Raw genomic sequence first — 23,684 nt, forward strand, 5'->3', positions numbered from 1 at the left:
TTATGAAAAAATTAATATAAATCTATTTCAAAACCAGACATTCAGTATAAAACCTTCTCAATTATTTCGCAGGAGTAATCACGATATTACGATACTCAATCGGGCCATGGTCTCCCTGGAAGAAGATCGGACCCGGCTCACCTTCATTACTATCTAATGCGCCACCTGTAATGCCCGGAATCTCGTTTTTGTAGATAATCGTTTTGCCATTCAATACTACTGTTACTACTCTTCCCACTAAAGTAATATCAAAACTCTGCCATTCTCCGGCAGATTTTGCTGGCATTTCCAATGGAGCAATAAAACCATAAACCGCCCCTAACTGGTCTTTCAAAGGGTCTCTGCCTTTGCTGTCTGTCACTTGTACTTCATAACGACCTCTTAAATACACTCCACTATTGCTTTCTTCAGGGTATCTGAACTCTACATGCAGTTTAAAATCGTTGAAAGTCTTAACGGTACGAAGATTAGACCCTGATTTCGGGCTTTTTAACACGCCATTTTCTACAATCCATTGATTGGTTGCTCCGGTAGCTTCCCAGCCATCAAGGTTTTTACCGTTAAATAACTTAATCGGTGTGCCCCACACAGGTGTTTTGGTGCTGTTCAATTTAGGGGCCCGAACTCCTGTCCAACTCACCATTTCACCGCTGGGGGTGTGCATAGTTCCGGTTAGTTTATCGCCATTCAAAGTGGCTTCTACTACTAAATCCTTATCGATATTTTCCCATTGTGGTGGAATTGAAAATGACATTTTATCTCCTTCAAATGTGATACGCGAGATTGGCCTGGCACTACCACCACTGCCCACAAAGTACCCGTTCAGGTATTTTACACCTGAGTGATTCACTTCTAACCACGACGGTGAGGTTTTACCATCTTTATTAGTTATGGTAATATCCCAGCGGCCTTCGATATGCTTAATGGGTGCTAATTGCGCCGATACGGTTTGGCCTAAAATAAAAATAAAGCTGAAAATGCCGGCAATTTTTTGAAATCGAGTAGTCATTTCTGGTATTTTTTAGGTTGAATTAAAAGTTAAAGTAATAAATTTAATTCATCGATAGTGTATCGATGATTTCTACTGGCAAAATAGCAATAAAAGTGGCAGTTTTTCATCAATAAACAGGGTTTATTTTTATCCATGCTTTAATTACAACCGGAAAGATCTGCGCTGAAAACTGCCCCGTTTGCTACCTGAAACCCTGGCATTAACTCAATTTTATTAACTGATTGATAGCTTACACCTGTGGTATTCGGGATACTGCTGATAGAATAGATATTCTGAGAACTTTTAAATTGGGTTAAACCATCAGGGGGTGTACCATATAGCCGATAACTGAATGGACAAGGCTGAGACTCATAGGCTCCGATATCTATGGTGCTGCTTTTCCGGGTATTTCCATCAAAATCATTGTTTCCGGCTTTATTGTCAATAGAGACCCAGCCTGCATTTAAGGCCGGAGAGTTACTCTTCAGATGCAATTCAGGTTGAGGGAACACTGGGTTCAGTAACTGGGGGTCTGTTGTAACAGCGTTTGAATCATAGCCTAAAGATAGATAATGGTTATATGAAAAAACATTATCAGACCCGCCAATATGCTTGACCAATATCAACGAATTAACTCCGTTATCATTATAATACAGATTATAGTTAATTGTCATATTTGTTAAATCAACCGGATTAGTCCACTTCATGAATACTGCATTGCTTGCCTGATAGCGCACAAAACACAGGTTGTTCATAATTGACGAGTTTCTTACTTTTTGCAGCAACAGCTCACCGAAATTCCCATAATATGTTCCATCAAAATAACGATTATTCTTAAAAAGTGTATTGTTCAGCACTGCAGAGTTTTCAACAAAGCCTATATCTCCGCCAACACCAATCCCCCATTTTTCATTATCATATACCAGGTTGTTTCGCAGGGTATCATTACTGGCGGTTTTCCCTTCATTTTCACACCCCAATTGCATACCTACCTGACATCTGAAAACCCTGTTCTGTTCGGCAATAATATTATGCCCTCCATCAATATAGATGCCCGATGCACTTGAATTAACTGATAATTCGGGAAATACACAATTATATACCACATTCGCCCGGATGATTCCGTTTTGGGCTACTCCTGGGCAAAAATTCGCGTATTGCCCTGCTGCCACAATGCCAATATTACTTATGTCGTGCACAGAATTATTGCTTATCAGAAAGCCATTCACATTGCCACTTACCGAAAGCCCCTCGCTACAGCCAGTCTGGCAATCAAAAATTTCATTGCCATCAATAATTATATCTGTAATAGCTGTCGGGCTACTTCCGCAAACCTTAAGTGGTAAGGCATTTATTAAATTGCATCTTGAAATATTTTCAACCAGTTCATTGGTTTTTATATCACTGATTTTACAATCCCTGATTTCGATATGGTGCGAGCTTCCATCAATATTGAGGCCGTAGGCATTGCGTCCTTTACTGTTTCTAAAATGGACACCCACTATTTTTATATAACTCTGTGACGTAATATTCAGCATTTTCTGGCTTGTAGCAGCACCCCCATCAATTATTACGGTTTCGTTCTGATAATTTTTAAGTGTCAGGTAGTTTAAAGCCGTGCCCGACCGTACTATGTTGAGGTTTGTAGCAGAATAAACACCTCCTCTGATATTTATAATATCTTTATCTATCATTACCATGAATGCCTTTTGTATGGTTTTAAAAGGAGTATTGAGCGTCAACCCATCGTTACCTGCGTCATTTCCACTGGTGGCGTCTACATAGATATTTCGTTGGGCAACAAGTTGGTAGCTGAAAAAAAGCAGCATTAAGGTAAGTTCTTTTTTCATAGCACAGTCAATTGATAAGATTTAGTTAAGATACAATTTTACAAATAATCCGTAATAATAAAAATATAATACCTTAAAATAAATTATAATTTAATCTGATTAAACCAACCCACAATTGTTTTAAAGTATTATGTATCAATTTGCCCGAATTAAAATTCAAATCCCTGATCGAAAACCCTTTCCGAAATAAACTATTCTCCATATCTTCCCGAAATTTTTAATTGCGTTGATTAACATTACACCTAAACATCTATGAGTATGGAATTTAAGCAAAAAGATGGCACTAAGAGTGTCCTGAAAGGCTATGCCTATATGGCAGCAAGCTCAAATGCAGAAAACTACAAGCCCTCGTCAAATCTGAAGAAAAGTGACCTCCCACAAAAAGTTGACCTACGCCCGTACATGACAAAGGTCGAAAACCAGAAACATCTCAGTAGCTGTACAGCTAACGCTACTGCCGGAGCTTATGAGTATCTGGCAAAAAAACATCTGAAAAACAGAGCCTTCGAAGTAAGCCGCTTATTTGTGTATTACAATGCCCGCCTCCGTGCCAGTAGCAATATTCAGGATAAAGGCAGCTATATTCAGTATGCAATTGAGAGTTTACACAAATTAGGAGCCTGTACCGAAGAAACCTGGCCATATGATACTAAAAAAGTAAATGAAAAACCACATTCTGATACATATTCAGAAGCGGCAAATTTTAAGGTACAGGAAACAAAATATGTACCTACCGACCTGAAAGCCTGGAAACAATGTCTGGCAGAGGGATACCCGATTATCTTTGGTATAGCCCTTTTTAAAGGATTCGATAGCTGCAATCAGAACAAGGGTATTGTTCCCATGCCGTCGCCAGATGAAGCCGGTCGCCAGGCGCACGGGCTTCATGCCATGCTTTGTGTGGGGTATTCAGAGGTTGATAAAATGTTTATTGTACGTAATTCGTGGGGAGAGCAATGGGGTGATAAAGGATATTGTTATATGCCTTATGACTATGTAATAAACACTAAACTGAATATGGGAGATAGCTGGATGATTGCACGTACAGCTCCTATACCGGATTATGAAGATACATGGAAAGAAGACAAGAAATCGGTAATAGACGGTGGAAAAGGTTATGACCGCAACGATTTTGTAGTCTATACAGAAGATGATTATGATGATTTTGATGTATTTGACACCATTGAAATAGTTGAGTATGAAGAAGACGGTCCTGAAGAATATGAAGAGTTAGAAGAATATGATGAGGAGGAGTACGAAGAGGAGGAAAGTGATGAGGAAGAAGAAGACGAGGAAGAGGGGTATGACGAGGAAAGCGAAGAGGAAGAAGAAGACGAGGAAGAGGGGTATGACGAGGAAAGCGAAGAGGAAGAAGAAGACGAGGAAGAGGGGTATGACGAGGAAGAGGAGTATGACGAGGAAAGCGAAGAGGAAGAAGAAGACGAGGATGAAGAGTACGATGAGGAAAGTGATGAGGAAGAAGAAGACGAGGATGAAGAGTACGATGAGGAAAGTGATGAGGAAGAAGAAGACGAGGATGAAGAGTACGATGAGGAAAGTGATGAGGAAGAAGAAGACGAGGAAGAGGAGTATGACGAGGAAAGTGATGAGGAAGAAGAAGAGGATGAAGGAGAAGAAGATGATGATGAAGAAGAATAGCAAAAGTGTTAATCCATGCAAATTCTTTTTCATGTATAAATAAAAACGTTTTAGAGAATAAATCTAAGGCGTTTTTATTTATACGTATATCTATTAGAGTTAAACACCTTAAGAATCACAAGGCAAGGTTTGTTTTCATTTTTTTTAACAATTACTCTTCAATGAATTTTTCATTTGACGATTAATTTGTGTCAGTTTTTTTGAATAAAATCCCGTTTAATAAAATTATTTGACAAATGCCTGCAAAATAGCTAAATTAGTTCTTTAGTCAAAAAGCAAAATGTTTTGAGATAAGGGCTACCTTTTGGGTGGCTCATTATTTTTTAGCAGAATATGCTTTGCACCTACAGCCACCCGATAATAAAATTATAGTGTTTGTATTATTTATTTTGAGAATAAAAGCTTTAAAAATATTTTCAAGGGTTTTGTTCAATGGTTTTCTGGTTACTGGTCAAGCCGGACAACAAAAATATCCTTATCTGCTTGAGCTGTTTTAGATGTTTGGCCAAATTTGGCAGTACCCCTGTAGTTACCGACAACATATACATTTCCGGTAGTATCAACAGCTATATCTGTTCCTTCGTCTCTTTCTGTGCCACCTGCTGTTTGTACCCATATAAAATTACCAGTAGATTTGTTATACTTAGCTATCAGAATATCATATTCATAACTCTCAGGAGTGATAATTTTTGAACTAAATGAAACTGTGCTTGAGTAATGCCCTGTGATATAGACACCTGTATCATCAACAGCTATGCCTACACTACCCTCTGTTGATGTTCCACCTGCTGATTTCACCCAAATTATATTACCATTGCCATCATACTTAGTTATAAAGAAATCTCGCCCGCCCTGCGAAGCAATAGAAGTTGTACCAAAAGTGATAGTACCAAAAAAAGTACCCGTTATATAAATATTGCCGTCGCCATCAATAGCCAGATTCTGTCCAATATCATAGTCAGACGCTCCTGCTGTTTGTACCCACTGAAAGTTGCCATTGTTGTCATACTTAGTAAAAAAAATATCACCCCCTCCGTTAGACGTTTTTTGTATTTCTCCAAATGTAGCCATTCCTGTAAAATAGCCTGTTACATACACGTTTCCACTATTATCAATGCCAATACCTGACCCGGATTCATTGCCACCACCACCTGCCGACTGCACCCAATCAAAAGCACCATTGCTATCATACTTAGCTATAAAAATATCATATGTAAAAGACTGTGAAGTAATTGACGTTGCCCCAAATGTTGCTGTATTAGCATAATTACCCGTGACATATACATTATTACTCTCATCAATTGCTATACTTGTTCCCATTGCATCACCTGCACCACCTACCTGCTGCACCCAAAGTAAAACACCATTATTAGTATATCCGGCTATAAATACATCATTATTACCTCCGGAAGTAATACTCGATGTGCCAAAAGTAGCTGTTCCCGAAAAACCGCCTGTGATATAGATATTGCCGCTGGCATCGACCGCTATATCTGATCCATACTCTCCGGCCGTACCTCCTGCCGACTGTGCCCATTGCACAACACCGGCTTTATTATACTTGGCTATAAAAATATCACTATGCCCTGATGAGGTTAAAGTAGTGGCTCCAAATGTAACACTCCCCGAATACATACCAACGACGTAGAAATTACCGCTACCATCTACAGCTATTGATGGGGTAGAATCAAATAATGACCCTTTTATTGATACCAAAGGTGTTAGATTAGGTGTATAATTGTTTGGATTCTGATAGCTGCACAACCATTTGCCGTTGGCATAGATACGTAAACATTTAAAGGTAGTATCATAGGCCAGGTCTCCCTCTTGAGGAGAAGGCAGAGCCAGAATAGCATCATAACTGATCCGGGGGTGAGAGATAACAGGAGTAATGCCCGCAGGTGTAATTGTTACATGCTGGGCTTGTACTTTAGTCAATAAACCAATCAGTACACAGCAATAGATGATTTTTTTCATGCGTTTAATGGTTTGTTTTTAAGTCTGTGAAATGAGAAAACTATAATCAGTACATTAATTTTAGCAACAAGAATCCTGTAACAGCAATATTAACTCACTGTCAATTGTATGATAAAAAAAAGTCTTGAATACTAATTTAGTCTTGTGGGGTTCGCGCTGCACCCATTTCCTGGCACATAATCAGTCACAAAATTATCATAGGAGTCACTTATTTACTCATCGAGCCTACCTCAACAAACTAACACCCATATTCAGTCCAAAGCCTGTAGTGCGATACATAAACAGGTTTTCTAAGGCATGGTGTGAAGATAAAGATACCGATACGGTTGGTTCAAGCCATAAAGCCCAGTGTTCGGCAATGGCTTTGCTTACCCTGTATCCTAAGCGCGCTTGTAGCAAAGGCTTATTTATAGCGGAAGTCTGAAGACCGAATTTCATTCCTAACGAAAGTGCGTGCATTTTCTTTACCTCGTAGAGCACATCGCTTTGCAGTTCGAAATACTGCCAGTTTCTGTTTTCATCTTTAGTTGACCTCCCCGGGTTTATCTGAACCGAATTATCATTCAGAACGGTTACACTTTTCTGAGAATTATCAGTAATACCATAACTGATACGCGATTTCCCTTGAAAATAGCTCATTCCTGTACGTAAATCCATCTTTTTGGCTAATGGATATACAAACCCCAGTTGCGCCGCAAAACCTAAACGCTGCGAAGAACTGCTAAAGTTATTGACCAGTATCTGGTCTCCCTTATTAGGCGAAAACATATAATAACTAAGCGTGGATGATACATTGGCGAATATCTCTGTTGGGGGTATAAACACCAGTCTTCGTTTTTCTTCTTCGGCCACAGATAATTCAGCCACAGGTAATTCCGGGGCTTCTAATGGCCTGGCTGTTACGGCTAATTGTTGTACCTCTTTTCCATTAAGGGTATTGATATTCGGAAACAAGGTATCCTTTACTACTAACACCGGGTTTGCTTCATTTGCTAAAGCATCCGCACTACCCACAGGTTGATCTGGAACAGGATTAACCGCCAATTTAGGTTCACCTGTTTTCTCTTCTGCAATAGTTTTAGCTGTTTCTTTTGCCTGCCTATCGTCATTGTGTGCCAATACTGCTTTCTCTGTTTCATATGGCTTTGTCTCTGTTATAACAGATTTCTCAGTTCCTGATTCCTGAGTAACAGGGTTCACAGCAATAATCGGTTTGTTTTCTTCCTGATTCTTTTTTTCAACAGATACTTTAGCTATTGTTTCTTGGGTATCTGTTGTTGCTAACTGTGTTTTTTTCAGACCTGGTGTCTGTGCGGCAACCCTGTTCTTTTGGTTGCCAATCGTTTCTGTTGAGGCTAATGGCTTTGGTTCATTATTCACAGGATTTCCTGTTTTGATACCAGTTGCGGTGTTTGAAGCAACAGTATTATCTTTTTGGGTTAAGTCTGGCTTTCTGGGTTGCGATGTAATCTCATTCGGTTGCTTAGGCAAATCACCTGTCCGGACAGTATGATCCGGTTGTATGAAAAAATAGACCCCCAATAGCAAGCCTAACAAGACAGTTGCTGCAATGCCCACAGGACCGCGCATATTGCTCCACCATACAATAAAAGGCCGTTCCTTTTCAGGTTTTATGCGCGCCTGAATCTTTTCCCATAGCATATCGTCAGGCATTTCGTCAAAATTCCCGAAACGCTTCCGATACTCATTTTCCAAGTTTTCATCAAAATTTTCCATCTTTTATCTGGCTAATCAATGGCTACTCCAATGGTCTGTAATTTTTTTTTAAGCACTTTCTTTGCAAAGAATAGTTGAGACTTAGAAGTGCCTTCTGAAATCTTCATCATCTCTGCTATTTCCTGATGGCTATAGCCATCAATAACATATAGGTTAAACACCATACGAGCCCCGTCTGGCAGTTCGTTCACCGCACTCAATAGTTCCTGATTACTCATCTGCGAAATCACCGATTCACTCTGCCAGTCTGACGGCATGGCTTCGGGTATTTCGCTTATATCCACCAGGTTGACCTTCTTGTGGTAATAGTCAATGCACACATTTACTACTACCCGGCGGATCCATGCACTTAGCTGGTCTGCACTACGCAATTCTTTCAGGTTAAGGAATATCTTTACGAAAGCGTCCTGAAAAATATCTTCGGCATCTTCTTTATTTTGTGCATACCTTCGGCAAATGCCAAAAAAGCGACCCTTATACTGGTGGTAAAGAGCCGCCTGTGCTTTAGAATCTCTTCTTAAGCACCCTTCTAAGAGTTCAAGGTCACTTTTTGTTTGCACAAAAGCTGGTAAAAATCGAGGCTAATAATAATTTATTTAGATGGCCGCTAAGCAGTGTGAAATATGAATGAGGATTGACGAATTAGCGAATAATTCTTATTGCTTTGAGAGATTTGCTAATTCACAATTCACTAATTCGTCATTCACTATTAATTAAAATTCACTGTAACTTTCGCTTTGATAAAAAGTCTTTCAGAGCGATACAAAGCATATTCAAAACTTTGCTGGCCTTTATAAGGCTCTGTTAATTTATACATAATCATTGGGCGTGTACCCAACGTTTTGTCGATTCTGAGTGTCCCGACAGCCGGATTGGTCAGAATCCTCAACTCGGCATCTTTATACAAGCTACATAACCTGTCGTTCTGTAATACATCCAATTGTAATTCTGAATTAGGCGTATAGCTCAGGATATTAATAATATCGTCAATGATACCATTCATACACTCTGCCGACTCAGCTATTTTCAGGTCAACCGAAGCCACAGGGTTCTTTTTAGTATTGATCCCTACCCGATAGAACAAAATGTCATCTCCTGCATAATCTTTGTTGGGTGTGTAGACAATGCGCTGATTCACTACTTCTGCCTTACCGTTTTTTGGAGGAATCTCAATTACCAACGAGTTATCTGCAATTGAGCTACAGGTTTTGTCATTCAGCATGACATTGATTTCAATGCTCTTTTCAGACTCCACCTTCGCATTATCCCCTAAGGCCCCTGCATAGCAAGGTAAATCTGAGGGATTGCTGACAAAGTTGATTTTTACTTCTTCTGTGATGCTTCCTCCGGTAGGGGTTTTACCTTCCACAGAGAAAGCATCAGAGGTAGCCAGCCTGTTGGTTGGGCGATAGAAAATGAATCCGTTTTCTATAAATTTCGCTTCACCATTTTTGGGCAACTGGCTAATCGAAAGAGAAGTAGCTTCCTTTAGTTCAGCAAACGCAGTGGGGTCTATGGTAAGATTATTCTCCTGCAATGTAAAGAAAGTGTTAGCCGGATTTTCGTCTTCGAGTGTCGGGCCTATTGCATCTTCCTTAGCGATATCGCAAGAAATTACTGTCACCAATAATATAAGTATATATAATTTCCGAAGCATTTTTCTGGTTAATTACAGTCTTGACTGCCAAGGTCTTGAAAAGGTTGTAATGAATGTAAAAAAAAATTATGTTTATTTAAAATTTAGTGCTGGATATATTTAATAAAAGAAACCTTAACAATGCCCGCTCAAAATTGTTATATTTAAATTATACTGTTCAGGAATTTCGATGTATATTCAATCATTTGTCAAATTCCTTTCCATTTTTTGTTTTCTGTTGTAAAGAAAGTGCTTTCCGCTGGGGTTATCTAACTGCCTGTTTATAATAAGCCCTGTTTAATTAATCAGTTTTTTACCTAATATCTGATAAGTCCATTATTCATGAGTTCATAAACCGCATCAGCCATGAAAAAAACATTTTTACTTATTCTTTGCTTACTGGTTTTTAGTCAGTTAGTTATTGCACAGACTGTCACATTGGCTACCACAACAGCTAACCCTACAAAGGGTACAGTTTACTTCAATAACAGCACCAATCAACTCCAATACTGGAATGGCACAGCCTGGCTTTCCATTACAAATGCCGCCTCTGCCACTGGCTGGGCACTGAACGGAACTAATATTTATAAAACCAATACTGGTAATGTGGGCATTGGTACATCAACACCTGGCAGACCACTAACAGTGGTAAGTAGTGGGATAGGAATAAGCCAGGAAACCGCCGATGGAGAGACCAGAGTTGGTTTTTATACAAGTTCAGGTGGTGCTTATGTTCAGACACATACGCCTCATGATCTGAAATTTGCCACTGATAATTCCAGCACAAAAATGATTTTACAACATAGTACGGGCAATTTTGGTGTAGGTACTTCAAGTCCTACCAACAAATTACAAGTCGGGTCAGTAGGCCCAACCGGATTTGCCGGAAATCATATTGCCTTTGGTAATGGAACACATGCCGGAGCATTTTACCAATCAAGTACCACAAGTGCATGGGTCTCTTCGGTTGATATTGTTCTGCGGCCGCGCTATCCTTCAGGTGGCTATGTCGGTATCAATGTAGCAAACCCTGCTAACTTATTACAAATCGGTTCAATGGGTTCAACCGGCTATGCAGGCAATGATATTGCCTTTGGCAATGGCACAAATGCCGCTGGCATTTCTCAGTCAAACGGAGGGCTTTCAATAGCTTCAACCACTGACATTCTTTTCAGAGCTAACAATAATAGTACTGTAGTAGGTATAGGCGGTGGTCGGGTTGGCATAAACACCCTTACCCCAAGAGGCCCATTGGATGTGATAGGTTCGTCTTCTGTTCAACCACCTTTTATATACTTAAAGCGTAATTCTAATACAGGTAGCTATACATTAACCAATTCTTCCAGTGATGCAGCTGCTATTTCAATTTATGCGGAGTGGGGTGTTTGTGCCATACAATTTGTGGCTATATCAGATGCACGTATCAAAAACGTTGTCGGTATCAGCAATTCAGAAAAGGATTTAGCCACCATCAGAGCCTTGGAGATAACAGATTATACCATGAAAGACTATCTACAACATGGTAATAAGGTGTATAAAAAAGTGATAGCACAACAGGTAGAAAAGGTATATCCGCAAGCAGTCAGTAAAGACAAAGATATTATTCCTGATATTTATACATTGGCTCAGAATGTTGTTTTTGACCAAACAAACAAGACACTTAAATGTACATTGGCAAAGCCATACGCTATAAAGGTTGGTGAAAAACTCCAGTTTATTCACCCTGAAAAAGGCAAGCTCAAAGCCGAAGTGATTGAAGTTTCGGGCAATGGTTTTACTGTAAAAGACTGGGAACACCCCACTGATAATATATTTGTATATGGCAGAGAAGTAACCGATTTCCGTAGTGTGGATTACGAAGCTATTTCGATGTTGGGTATCAGTGCCATTCAGCAACTGGCTAAAGAAAATGACGAATTAAAAACTAAGAATAAAGAAACCGACAAGCGAATTGAGCTATTAACTGCCCGAATGGAAGCACTTGAGGCAGCCCTTGGAGCGCAGTTGGGGAAAGCACCGACAGGGAAATAAGAATTGTGTGTATTGCTCTTGTACTGCTTTTGGCCAAACGGCTGGCCCTCTGTTCAAACAGTGGGCTATGCCGAAACCAATCATATACACATTCACTCAGTTTCGTCACTATTGGCAAATGTAACATTTCAATCGTACCTTTGCGAACCAAATAAAAAACAATACCGATGTCTGTAGTTTTAGGGAAAGTATCTATCTCTCTTTTGTTAAGTCTTTTTACTATTATTTTACTCTACAAAAAAGAAAAAATTAATGGTTTTTTATCAGTAAATAGTCATTTAGCTATCATCGGTGCCTGGTTTGGGTTGCGTTTGCTGCCTTTTTGTATGGTTTATGTTTTTCTGAATTTTAGTGTAAAGTCTGACGTCATCTTTTTTTATGACACCGCCCGACAAGCCCTAAAAGGAATGGTAGTCTACCGTGATTTCTGGCAACCCTACTCTCCTCTGTTCCCCTATCTGAATGCCGTCACTTTAGCCATTGTCGACTCTCCTAAATCTATCATTTTTCTGATGATGATCTACGAATTGATCGCTATCTATCTTACCAAAGCCATGTTTAGTAATAAATACACTGTTTTTTATATAGTGCTTTACCTGGCTCTACCCGCACCATTTATCTTTCTGTTATTTGGCGGACAGGAAGACATATTTCTGTGGCTATTTATTGCCTGGGGCATCTGGTATTATAAAAAATCTGGCAATGCGATTCATATCGGATTTATATTAGGTCTGGGTATATTATGCACAAAAATACTGCTTATTATTCCTATAGCCCTTTTGTTGATTTTTTCCAGACTCAGAGGCAAGATTTTAACCGGTCTTTTAATTGTTGGTATTCCTTCTGTTGCTATTATGCTATATCTGGTTGGAGAAAAAATCCTGGCTCCGCTTCAGTTAGGCGATTTGCCCTTTGCTCCTAATCTGGTGAGTATCCTGAGTCCGGTTATTGGCGGTGTACAGCCCCAAAGTAAACTGCTTAACTGGGGGGGGCTGTTGATTATTCTGGCGGGGGCTTTCTATTACCTCAAAAATCTTAAACCTTATAGCGAAACCCGTTTACTGGTTTTTGCTTTTATACTTACCAATATGATTACGATTATCGTACATAAAAATTCATTACCGAATTATTTATATACGATTCTGCTACCAGTTATTTATTTCTTTGGGGAGTCGTTTAAAACCAGACAATGGGTATTGATGATACTCCTGAATATCATTGGGGCTGTTCACCCCTCTTTATGGTATTATTTAGGCGGGAAATACTATGATTCGTTCATTGGATGGAATATGCTTAATGTGCTGGAATACCTCTTGCAGATTGTGTACTTAGGGCTATGCATCTATTTTGTATATTTCCTGAGCCAGTTGTCATCAGGAAAAATCAAAACGCCATCGATTGGGGAGTAAAGTATATTTTGCAACAAAGAAATTGCCACCATGTACACAATGTTACACAATCAGTTGATATAGTCAAATTGTGTACATTGTTGCAAAATATATAGATTACTTTCTCTTCTCCTTCCGCTCCATTTCATTGATTTTAGCATCTACTAAAAACCTGAACCAGAAACCTTGCAGATAGTGAAAGGTACGGCCGGAGGTAGTTTCTAAAAAGCCTAAACGGATAACAAAACGATAGAAGAAATAAATCATAGGTCTGACAAAAAGCGGCATATTCCACCATATTTTCTTGAAAATGGCTTTTCTTTCATCTGGACTTCCAAATAGATTAGGTTTCAGGGTTTGTCCTCTTAATCCTTTTTTACGCTGAAACTCTTCTTGTGCTGTCAGGTTGCTGTACCGGATCTGTTTATGTAGCCAGAAATCCAGATCATGTTCTTTCAGGTTATCTTCTATCAGTATTTCGTCTTTCCAGATAATGGCTTTGCCTTCTATCACAAAGCGGTGATCCATGTTTTCGTTCAGGTCAGACCAGCCCTTACCTGTGCGGAACATCTTGAGCATATAAAAATTTCTATAGCCGCCATACTTTAATCTTTCGCCCTGAAAATAGTTATGCCGGTTCAGATAAATCCCATTCACATCGGCCGGAACAGCGGCATCTGAAAAAGAGCCGAGTTTTTTCAGTAATTCTTCTGATGGATACTGGTCGGCATCTAAACCTACTATCCAGGGTGTAGTAATAGGGCAGTTTTTTAAGGCAAAATCCCATTGCTTGGGATGATTTTCAAACTTGTTCACTTTTACAGTAGCACCATATTGCCCGGCAATAGCCACAGTATCGTCTGTACTACCTGAGTCAACAATGAATATGGGCGCATGCAATCCGGCAATTTTAGACAATAATCTTTTGATGTGTACAGACTCGTTGTAGGTCAGAATAACTATAGAAATATCACTCATGATAATTGAATACGGAGAATGGGCTATAAAAGGTCGCTATTGGAAATCAGGTGTAAAATTAGTAAATATCGATTGTGTATTTGTATAAAGAGAAGAATAATGTTTAATAAAAGGCTATGTACCAAAGCGTTAATTCCTCTTTACCACTCTCCTGACTATCCGCTGCTCCCCTATATCGAAAGTCAGCAGATATACGCCAGCAGGCAACTCTTTTAATTCTAAATTGTACTTATTTCTTATTTTCCAGCTTTTAATAAGCTTTCCGGCCATGTCTGTCAGCTTTATTTCTGTACCTGTATTAACCCAAGCAGGTAATTCAATTGAAACCGATTCATTGAAAGGATTCGGATAAACCTTAACCTGTATATCTGTGTCGGGTTCTTCCGAAAGCAGATTTTCAACCACAATACTGACAGGCTCTGAAATAGCCATACAACCCGATTTCTCAATCCGCAACCGATATGTGCCACTCTGCTTTATCTCAAATTCAGCCTGATTGGCTCCTGCAATTGGTTCGGTATCTTTCAGCCATTGAAAACTGACATTCGTACAGCCATTGGCTCTGATAAAACTCTGTTCATTTACAAATACTGTGGTTTTATCCGTCGTAAGCATAGGCGGATTAAGCATCAGAAACTTATTGGAAGTATCGGCAGTGCACCCTTTTAAAGTTATAGCATTGGTTTCATAAATACAGCCGTCACTCTTATTGATTATCGCTTTATAAATCCCTTTATCTCTGATAAACAATTCATTGGTATGTTCATTTTTAAGCAATGTATCATTCTTTGTCCAGTTATAGCTGAAAGCCTTGTTGAGCTCCACAAATACTTTGAACGAATCTACTACACAACCCGAACCCGCATAGGCATATCCTAAGTTAAGGTCGGATGAAGGTTTTTTAGCAAAATCAATAAACGAATTATAGGTACATTCGTAAGAATCTGATCCTACTAAATATTTAACCGAAAAAGTATAGTAGCCATTTTTAGTTGCTTTATAATAGGGCAAGGTTTCATTGGGTATATCCTGCCCGTTCAATCGCCATACAATACTCTTAAACTGGTACTTCTGCATAAAAGCATCGTCAACTTTCAGCAGGGCATCGCCGGTACAGGCATTGTCTATTCTGTTAATGGGTAATGATTTGGGGAAATCGGCCGGAACTAACCTATATTTACCCGACAGGTAGGTTCGGTTTCGGTTCGGGATATGTACACTTACCTGATAGTCTCCGGTAGTAACCGGATTAAAATGGCTATTGGTTGAGTCTTTTACCGGAATACCGTTAAGAAACCACTGGTATTCTACTGGAATGTCAGACCCAAAAGTACATTTCAGGTAAGGCCCGGGGCGGCAGGGGTCGTCTAACTGCAAAAAGGTATTTTTAACTATTTCAATGGCAACTCCTGTGTTTAATACCAATTCATTCGATTCCTTGTTGATGTTCTGATAATGCTCTATTACTTTATAGATTCCATCTGCTTCATAATTAATCGCAGTTGAGGTCTCTCCTGCAAGTAGCTGATTATTTTTATACCATTCAAGGCTACTACCTGCTATAGTGGGTATAACAGTCAGTTTATTCCTGTTATAATCAATAAAAAGCACAAGAGAGGCATCAGTTGCCGGGGTATAAAGACCGATGAAATTGGCAGAGGCACTGGTACACTCAGAATTGCTTTTACTTGTCAACTGTAGAGTATAGTATCCTGTCTCTGTTGCCTGAATAGTCTTTCTTGCACCATCAGGTATTCTATCACCATTTCTATACCATTGGTAGTTAAAGTCATTTTCTGATAACAATGAATCTGTGGTTTTTGTAGGTCTTAGTATATTTCCCGATTTTTCAATTTTAAACGACCCGATAATACAGGTATCTATGCTGGTTTTTTGTATCCCTATTCCCTTTTCAGATTCGACATTCCATCCAAACGCTGCCTGGCACCAATACACAGAAAAAAATATGTAGCATAGTATATTCTTCATAAAGACCGACAGGTTACTCTTAAGGGTAAAAAAGTTTGGTATCTGAAATTTTGTGGAGATTTTATCAGTAAAATTACTCATTATCAGACTCATTTCAGCTAAAAAAATTATAAGTATTGACTGAAACGAGTCGATATGGTTGTATGCAGCAAGAAAAATATATATACGTAAGAAGGAGTCTTTATAATACAGCAACAAATTGCAATCACCCTACTTACTTCTTCACAATCTTCTTTACAAAACGCTGCTTATCGGTTTCGATGGTAAGCAGGTAAACACCTTCAGATAAATCTTTTAAATTTATGGTGGTGGTTTGTGTAAAAGAAGCTTTTCTCAGAGTTTCGCCTTTGCTATTTTGCAAGGTTATAGAACTATTGCCAACACTCGCGACAGGAATAACGATTTGTAGTGTTTCAGTAGCAGGATTCGGGAAAGCCCTGATTTCAATTTCAGCTGTTCCCTCTTCAGATAAGATGCTTTCAACTATAATATCAATCGTATTTGATACGTTCTTGCACCCAAATTTTTCAATCTGCAAAGCATAAGAACCCGTTTGCCGGAGTTCGAGCGCCGGTTCATTTGCACCTGTCAGTGGTATTTCATCTTTCAACCACTGGAAATTCACATCCGTACAACCCTCTGCCTTGATAAAACTTTTCTCATTGGCTAAAATCGTTTTTTTCTCTGCACTGATTACCGGCGGATTAAGCATTACAAATTGCGCAAAAGCATCAGACGCACAACCCGACAGGCTTATTTCGTCTGTTTCTTTAATACAACCATCACCTCTGTCCACATATGCTCTGTAAATGCTTTTATCTTTTACAAATAACTCGTTAGAAGTCTGATTGTTAAGTAGGGTATCGTTTCTTGCCCATTGATATTTATATGCCTGATTGGCTTCCACAAATACTTTAAAAGAATCTACCTTACAGCCCGACCCCGCATAACCATACCCAATGTTTACATTAAAATCAGGTTTCTTTTCAAAATGTGTAAAGGAATTATAATTACACGAGGTCTTTTCAGAATAAAAAGTTGTGTATCTCACCGAAGAGGTATAATCACCACTGGCGGTGGCTCTGATAAACAGATTTTTCTCATTGGGTAATTCCTGTCCGTTTAGTTTCCAGGTTATATCTTCAATCAGGTATTTGGTGGCAAAAGCATCATCTATTTTAATAACTGCCGCTGTGCCACAACCATTGTCTACCTTTGAGAGTGGCAATGCCTGTAAATAATCTTTGCGGTCTAACCTATACTTACGTGAAGCATACACTTTGCCCGTATTGAGGTTAATAATACTGGCGTGATAATCACCTGAGGCAACAGCCATCAGGTGGGTTTCTGTAGAGTCTGGAATCAACTGGTCATTCAGAAACCATCGGTACAGTAATCCTTCTCCGGTAATATTAGTTGAGATTCTGAAATAAGGGAACGGCTCACAATGATTGCCGAGGCCGTCAATGGTTTCTTTATGGAGTTCAATCCCATAGCCATCCTGTATGATAATTTCTTTCGATTCGACTGTTACACTACAACCAGGTACGGTTCTTTTAATTTTATAGACACCGTCTGGTGGATTCGTCAGCATATTTCCCTGAACATTGATTAGCTGATTATCCTGATACCACTGGTCGGTATCACTATTGGTAGATAGTCTGTAATTATCCGGGTCATAATGAAAAACTATATCGGTAGTCCGGTGTGCATATAATTCTTTTGAGGACACTAATACATTATTGGCCGATTTGACCTCACAACTTTTATCGGCCTTATTAATTAGTTTTAAGCTATAATATCCCTCCTCCATAGCCTGATAGCTTGGTTCTGTGGCTCGTCTGATTATTTCACCATCTTTATACCATTGAAAAGCGAAATCGTTATGGGGTATAATTACATTCTCGGAGAGTTTCATGGCCTGGCCTGCACAACTCTCCTGATTGGCAATTATTACACTTGTAGAGGTGCAGTTTTGAATATCCAACTCCGTCTTTCTTTTGAGAATAGAGTAGGTAAAATTATTGAAATTGTAAAAATTGGTAAGGAAGATATTATTTCGGCTATCTAAAGCCATTGAAGTTGCATAACCAAACTGGTCGAAAATCGATTCTTTATCTACATAACTCACTTTTCCATCGGCCGAATATTTAGCTAAAAAAATAAATCGCTGGTTAGGCTGTGATAACTTGATTTTATCATTAAAAGTCAGTTCGGTTCCTTCGGCAAAGCCTAACAGATAAGGTTCTCCGGCTTTATTCACTGTCAGATCATTTACCAGAAGGAAGTCTGGAAGTTTATCAGTATTTGTAGTCACAGAATTGCTCCAAACCGTAACTCCATCCGTTTCACTCGCTTTCAACAAGAAGATACTTCTTTGCCCTGCATTATCCGAGCTCTGACCTGATACAAATACATAGCCGTAGTTATCCAGAGTAATATCATTACACCTATCAGTAGCTATGCCTCCAATTTGTTTTACCCATATTATCCCACCATTCTGCTCGCATTGAGCATAAAATACATCATCCTCTCCTTTTGATGTAAGTATATTGCAGGCTCCGAAATCTCTTGATTCACTAAAGGTTCCGCTTATAAAAATTTTAGACTGCCGATTCACCTCAACTGCGTTTACTATTATTCCGGTATCGTCAAATTTATGAATCCAGACCAGTTTACCATTTCTATCCAATTTTAGTAGGAACGATTTCCTCCACCCGTCCATGTCTACTATTGAGTTGTTACCCTCAGCTTGAAAATTTCCTTGAAACCGACCTACTATAAAGAGATTCCCGTCTTTATCAATAGTTGGCTTTCCAATTGATTCGTCAGAAATACTGCCGAATCTTTTTATCCATTTCAGTTGCCCTGTGGCTGTATATTTTGCTACGAATATCTCTTTATCCAGTCCACCGAGAAAAGTCGATTTACCGTCAAAATCAAGAAATCGCTCATACACCCCTATCATATACACATTACTGCTATCATCACTCAGAAGCGTAATTTCAGGAGTATTATAACTACGGATATAATGAAACCATTGAACAGACTTTTCAGGATTAAATTTCACAATAAAACTTGCCCCCTCTTTAGGCACTACAAACCTCCTCGACTCAATAATCAGATCGCTCTCAATATGGTCTTTCCTATAATTGCCACTGGCTATGAGGTTATCCTGTGCATCAACAATGGCATAATCAACCATTACTTTTTCGCCTATGCCAAAAGTAATATTACTACCATCTTGTGCAAAGCTGGTAAAACAGATACTTATTAATATGCTAAGCAGAACTATTATTCTCATATATATATAACTACTCCCTTAACATCTTCCACGCCACAAACTGAGTCTGAAGCTGAGACAGGTAAACACTACGGAAACGAAACAGGAATTAATAAATTAATAAAAGCAATTACTATAACCAAAGCCTTTAGCTGCACTGAGTTTATCCGCTCTTTGATAATTATCAGGGATATAAGCCAGAAAATAAAAGTAAAAGAGAGTGTTCTTACAGTGTCTCCAACCAGAAAACTAACGGCAACCATTGGCAACCAACTGCCCAGAGCCAGTAATATTTTAAGATACTGTTTGTCGCGATACAAAATAATAAATACCATCATAATCACTAAAGCAAATCCTTCTACTGAAACCGAACTACGTTTGCCATACCACAAACTCGTGAATTTAATGAAATAGATGTAACGGTCTAAACTGAAATGTTCTACATCTTCGGAGGCTAAATGATATGTATTTGATAAATAGACTCTTATTACCAGATACAATAGTACGTTGGTGGCAACTAATGCTAAAGCCTTTATGGAATCTTTTTTGCGGAGGTGATAATAGCAATGATGGAATAACCACAAACCAATGGCCATAAGCACGCTGCGTTCATCACACCAGAAAGCTAACTGACAAAATAACGTCATAATCATTGGTTGCCTGATTATTAACGCACATAGCATAAAGAAAAATGTATAGCCATCGCCATGTCCGAAACAATTAAAGAAAAAACATGACCCCACATACACATTCACAAAGGCAAAGAACAGATAAAAAGTCAGTAATTTATCATCAAAAATCTTTGCCAGCAGGTTCACTAATAAATACAGAAAACCTACCCCTAATATTACCTGTAAAAGATACAACCCCAGGCTGTTCAGATGAAAATAATGTGCGATCAGCGGAATCGTGAGCCTGAAAATACGATTTGCTTCATGTGAACCGGATTCGTATTGATGGCTGACAAGCGGCGCTTCTCCCTGCGCTATAATACTGTTCCAGAAAAAGAAAGGCTGCGGATTATGCAGAAGTACATCAGCATAAAAACTTCTGAAATTTTCATAGATATATCCTCTGTTAAAAACAAATAACCAGGCAAAACTAAAAAGACAGGAAAACAGCACCACCCTGACTTTCCAGTATTTGCTACTCAGGATTGATTTTTCTAAAAATGATTCTAATGGGTTAAACAGCGACCATAAATTAATTGTTTCCATACTCTTTCTTTCTGTATGCACAGCGTTTGCAATTCAATATACCACATTGACTGGCTATACGTTTGAAAGGTTGGATTGATGAAGAGAAAAATAAAGATGTTTTTTATGCTGTAAAGACGAAACAACTGACGCCAGCATGGGTTCTGGGTACAGATAAATTATCTGCTATTTTTTATGTGTCAAATTGCATTTATTGAAACGGATAATTCAATGAGGTTAACATATATTGTATCACTGCGAAACAAAAAAGCCCCTGATTTCTCAGGGGCTCTCTGCATGCGTATGTAAAAGCTTACGCTTCTTTTGTACCTTCTTCTTCTGAAGCCGGAGTTTCTTCTGCTGCCGGAGTAGCGTCTGCTACTTCTGTAGCTGGTTCAGCTTCAACAGCTGCTACAGGAGCTTCGTCTTCTACTACTTCTGCTGATGACTCGTCTGCTACTGCTACAGGAGTAACATCTGCATTACCTTCAGATTTCTTACCACCACGACGGCTACGACGAGTTTTAGTAGTTTTTTCTTCTACTGCTGTCGAGAATGCTTCGTTGTAATCAACCAACTCAATCAAAGCTACTTCTGCGTTATCACCAAAACGTGTACCTAATTTAATGATACGGGTGTATCCACCATTACGGCTGGCTACTTTCTCAGCGATTTCTCCGAATAATGTTTTGATTGACTCTTTATCCTGCAAATAAGAGAATACTGTACGGCGTGAGTGCGTAGTATCGTTTTTTGATTTGGTGATTAATGGCTCAACGAATTTGCGTAATTCTTTCGCTTTTGCCAGAGTAGTTTCAATACGTTTGTATTGAATCAACGAAATCGCCAGGTTTTTCAATAACGCATCTCTATGCGAATGTGTTCTGCCTAAATGATTGGTTTTGTTACCGTGTCTCATTGTAATATTTTCGTAAGTAACGGTCAGAATCCCCTACGCAGTCTTGGGTACTCCACCTATTACGATTAGTAATTTATTTTACTCGAATACTGCGGTTTCGATTATACAAAAAATTCCCCTCCGGTATGACTGTCATAAGGAGGGGAAGAAATCAATATCAATCTTCGTCTAATTTATACTTTTGCACATCCATTCCGAAATGCAAACCTTTATCAGCTACTAATTGCTCTAACTCGGTTAATGACTTTTTACCGAAATTGCGGAACTTCATCATATCGGCTACCTCTAATCTTGCAAGGTCGCCCAATGTACGAATATCTGCCGACTTCAAACAGTTGTAAGCACGAACCGACAAATCAAGGTCTTGAAGAGAAGTTTTCAATAGCTTACGCATATGTAAGAATTCTTCATCAACAATATTATCTTCGTCATCTTTCTTGGTATCAAATACCATATTTTCGTCTGTAAACTTCAAGAAGTGCTGAATCAGAATATGAGCTGCTTCCTGCAAAGCTCTTTCAGGGTGGATCGAACCATCCGTTTTGATTTCAAGCAACAATTTTTCGTAGTCAGTACGTTGTTCTACACGGGTATTTTCAATGCTATACTTCACATTTTTAATGGGTGTATAGATGGAGTCAACCGAAATAAAACCGATTGGCAGGTCGTTTGATTTATGCTCCTCTGCAGAAACATAACCACGGCCTTTATCTACTATAATTTCAATTTCGATTTCCTTCTGGTCGTCCAGACGGGCGATTACCAGTTCAGGATTCAAAATCTGGAAACTTTGTGTGAATTTACCGAGGTCGCCCGCAGTTAAAACACTTTGATTTTTTACTCTGACGGTGAACTTATTATCTACATAATCAGAAACTTTTTTGAAGCGAACCATTTTGAGATTCAAGATGATTTCCGTCACATCATCTACAACCCCATCAATGCTCGAAAATTCGTGTAATACCCCCGGAAATCTTACCGACGTGATTGCATAACCTTCTAATGAAGATAAAAGAATACGACGTAAGGCGTTCCCGATGGTCACACCATACCCTCTTTCAAGTGGCTTAAACTCGAAAAAGCCATGGAAGTCGTCAGCTTTTTCCATGACGACCTTGTCAGGCATTTGAAATGCTAATATTGACATACGTATGCAGTGTGTTTGTTTTCGTTAACGAAAAAGGTGGTTAGCTATACCCACCAATAAAAAAACGTAGCTGTGCCACCACCGATTTTGTCGGCAATGGCACAACTAATAGACAAATATTATTTGTTATATAACTCGACGATTGCTTGCTCGTTGAAGTTTTCAGGAATCTGATCACGCTCAGGGAAATTAATAAACTTACCTGCAAATTCTGCGCTATCCCACTCTAACCAGTTGTAACGTTTGGCATTACGAGCTTGTAAACTTGTGGTAATTGCTTCGAGGGCTTTCGATTTTTCACGAACACCTACAATCTGACCCGGTTTCAACACTAATGATGGAATGTTTAGAACTTCGCCATCAACAGTGATATGACGGTGTGTAACCAACTGACGTGCAGCACGGCGTGTTGGAGCAATACCTAAACGATATACGGTATTATCTAAGCGGGCTTCGCACAATTTCAACAGGTTTTCACCTGTACGTCCTTGTTTTACCGAAGCCATATGGAAAAAGCGAGCAAACTGACGCTCCAATATACCGTAAGTATATTTTACTTTTTGTTTTTCGATTAATTGTTGACCGTACTCCGATTTTTTACTTTTACGTCCTTTACCATGTTGGCCTGGAGCGTAATTCTTTTTACTTAATACTTTGCTTGGGCCCATTACCGGCTCGCCAAACTTTCTCGAAATTCTTACTTTCGGACCTGTGTATCTTGCCATTTTTGTTTGATTTAGTGAAATAACGGATTGATTAGCCCCAATGTCCAAACTATCAATCTTATATAGCATCGCTGCTATGTGTTACTTCCGGTGCCTTTCTTAGAAGGACTTCTGGTTGATTATTAAAAATTAAGAAACAGAAGAATGAAAACTTTAACTATCGTTGCCTAAATAAACG

General features: G+C 39.0%; 16 protein-coding genes. 3 read left to right on the forward strand and 13 right to left on the reverse strand.

Annotated elements, in window-relative coordinates:
- Window positions 1-61: 61 nt before the first annotated feature.
- Window positions 62-1,009: a DUF1080 domain-containing protein gene (locus tag H1R81_RS13710; RefSeq protein WP_181841291.1), complete on the reverse strand. Its 948-nt coding sequence runs from the start codon at window positions 1,007-1,009 to the stop codon at window positions 62-64.
- A 140-nt stretch (window positions 1,010-1,149) separates the two neighbouring features.
- Window positions 1,150-2,841 carry a 3-coathanger stack domain-containing protein gene (locus H1R81_RS13715; RefSeq protein WP_181841292.1) on the reverse strand — a complete coding sequence of 564 codons (1,692 nt, stop codon included), beginning with the start codon at window positions 2,839-2,841 and terminating at the stop codon, window positions 1,150-1,152.
- Between the two features lie 258 nt (window positions 2,842-3,099).
- On the opposite strand from H1R81_RS13715, the gene H1R81_RS13720 reads away from it, so the two are divergent.
- Window positions 3,100-4,500 carry a C1 family peptidase gene (locus H1R81_RS13720; protein ID WP_181841293.1) on the forward strand — a complete coding sequence of 467 codons (1,401 nt, stop codon included), beginning with the start codon at window positions 3,100-3,102 and terminating at the stop codon, window positions 4,498-4,500.
- A 444-nt stretch (window positions 4,501-4,944) separates the two neighbouring features.
- Here H1R81_RS13720 and H1R81_RS13725 read toward each other — a convergent pair whose 3' ends face one another.
- From H1R81_RS13725 to H1R81_RS13740, 4 genes are all read right to left on the reverse strand, one after another.
- A complete protein-coding gene (locus H1R81_RS13725; RefSeq protein WP_181841294.1) occupies window positions 4,945-6,477 on the reverse strand; it encodes an SBBP repeat-containing protein in 1,533 nt (510 codons plus the stop codon).
- A 225-nt stretch (window positions 6,478-6,702) separates the two neighbouring features.
- Complete coding sequence (locus tag H1R81_RS13730; protein WP_181841295.1) at window positions 6,703-8,214, reverse strand: hypothetical protein; 1,512 nt, start codon at window positions 8,212-8,214, stop codon at window positions 6,703-6,705.
- An 11-nt stretch (window positions 8,215-8,225) separates the two neighbouring features.
- Window positions 8,226-8,774 carry an RNA polymerase sigma factor gene (locus H1R81_RS13735; protein WP_181841296.1) on the reverse strand — a complete coding sequence of 183 codons (549 nt, stop codon included), beginning with the start codon at window positions 8,772-8,774 and terminating at the stop codon, window positions 8,226-8,228.
- A gap of 149 nt (window positions 8,775-8,923) precedes the next feature.
- Window positions 8,924-9,871, reverse strand: a complete 948-nt coding sequence (locus H1R81_RS13740) for an Ig-like domain-containing protein (RefSeq protein ID WP_181841297.1) — start codon at window positions 9,869-9,871, stop codon at window positions 8,924-8,926.
- A 345-nt stretch (window positions 9,872-10,216) separates the two neighbouring features.
- Here H1R81_RS13740 and H1R81_RS13745 point away from each other — a divergent pair, with 345 nt between their 5' ends.
- Together H1R81_RS13745 and H1R81_RS13750 are read left to right on the forward strand one after the other, a co-directional pair.
- Complete coding sequence (locus H1R81_RS13745; RefSeq protein ID WP_181841298.1) at window positions 10,217-11,881, forward strand: tail fiber domain-containing protein; 1,665 nt, start codon at window positions 10,217-10,219, stop codon at window positions 11,879-11,881.
- Window positions 11,882-12,048: 167 nt separating this feature from the next.
- On the forward strand, window positions 12,049-13,290 hold the full coding sequence (locus tag H1R81_RS13750) for a hypothetical protein (protein WP_181841299.1): 1,242 nt from the start codon (window positions 12,049-12,051) through the stop codon (window positions 13,288-13,290).
- A gap of 96 nt (window positions 13,291-13,386) precedes the next feature.
- Here H1R81_RS13750 and H1R81_RS13755 read toward each other — a convergent pair whose 3' ends face one another.
- The 7 genes from H1R81_RS13755 to rpsD form a co-directional block, all read right to left on the reverse strand.
- A complete protein-coding gene (locus H1R81_RS13755) occupies window positions 13,387-14,247 on the reverse strand; it encodes a glycosyltransferase family 2 protein (RefSeq protein ID WP_181841300.1) in 861 nt (286 codons plus the stop codon).
- Window positions 14,248-14,376: 129 nt separating this feature from the next.
- A complete protein-coding gene (locus H1R81_RS13760) occupies window positions 14,377-16,236 on the reverse strand; it encodes a T9SS type A sorting domain-containing protein (RefSeq protein ID WP_181841301.1) in 1,860 nt (619 codons plus the stop codon).
- 214 nt (window positions 16,237-16,450) lie between these two features.
- Window positions 16,451-19,540, reverse strand: coding sequence for a T9SS type A sorting domain-containing protein (locus tag H1R81_RS13765; RefSeq protein ID WP_181841302.1), 3,090 nt, complete (start codon window positions 19,538-19,540; stop codon window positions 16,451-16,453).
- Window positions 19,541-19,608: 68 nt separating this feature from the next.
- Window positions 19,609-20,736, reverse strand: coding sequence for a hypothetical protein (locus H1R81_RS13770; protein ID WP_181841303.1), 1,128 nt, complete (start codon window positions 20,734-20,736; stop codon window positions 19,609-19,611).
- Window positions 20,737-21,028: 292 nt separating this feature from the next.
- Window positions 21,029-21,634 (reverse strand): 50S ribosomal protein L17, encoded by a 606-nt coding sequence (gene rplQ, locus H1R81_RS13775; RefSeq protein WP_181841304.1) that lies wholly within the window; start codon window positions 21,632-21,634, stop codon window positions 21,029-21,031.
- A 157-nt stretch (window positions 21,635-21,791) separates the two neighbouring features.
- The gene (locus H1R81_RS13780; RefSeq protein ID WP_181841305.1) at window positions 21,792-22,781 is read right to left on the reverse strand and encodes a DNA-directed RNA polymerase subunit alpha; all 990 of its coding nucleotides are present in this window, start codon (window positions 22,779-22,781) and stop codon (window positions 21,792-21,794) included.
- 119 nt (window positions 22,782-22,900) lie between these two features.
- Window positions 22,901-23,506, reverse strand: a complete 606-nt coding sequence (gene rpsD / locus H1R81_RS13785; protein ID WP_181841306.1) for a 30S ribosomal protein S4 — start codon at window positions 23,504-23,506, stop codon at window positions 22,901-22,903.
- Between the last annotated feature and the right edge of the window lie 178 nt (window positions 23,507-23,684).

Origin of the sequence: Emticicia sp. BO119 (assembly GCF_013912375.1) — a bacterium.
In the GTDB taxonomy this organism is placed as follows: domain Bacteria; phylum Bacteroidota; class Bacteroidia; order Cytophagales; family Spirosomataceae; genus Emticicia.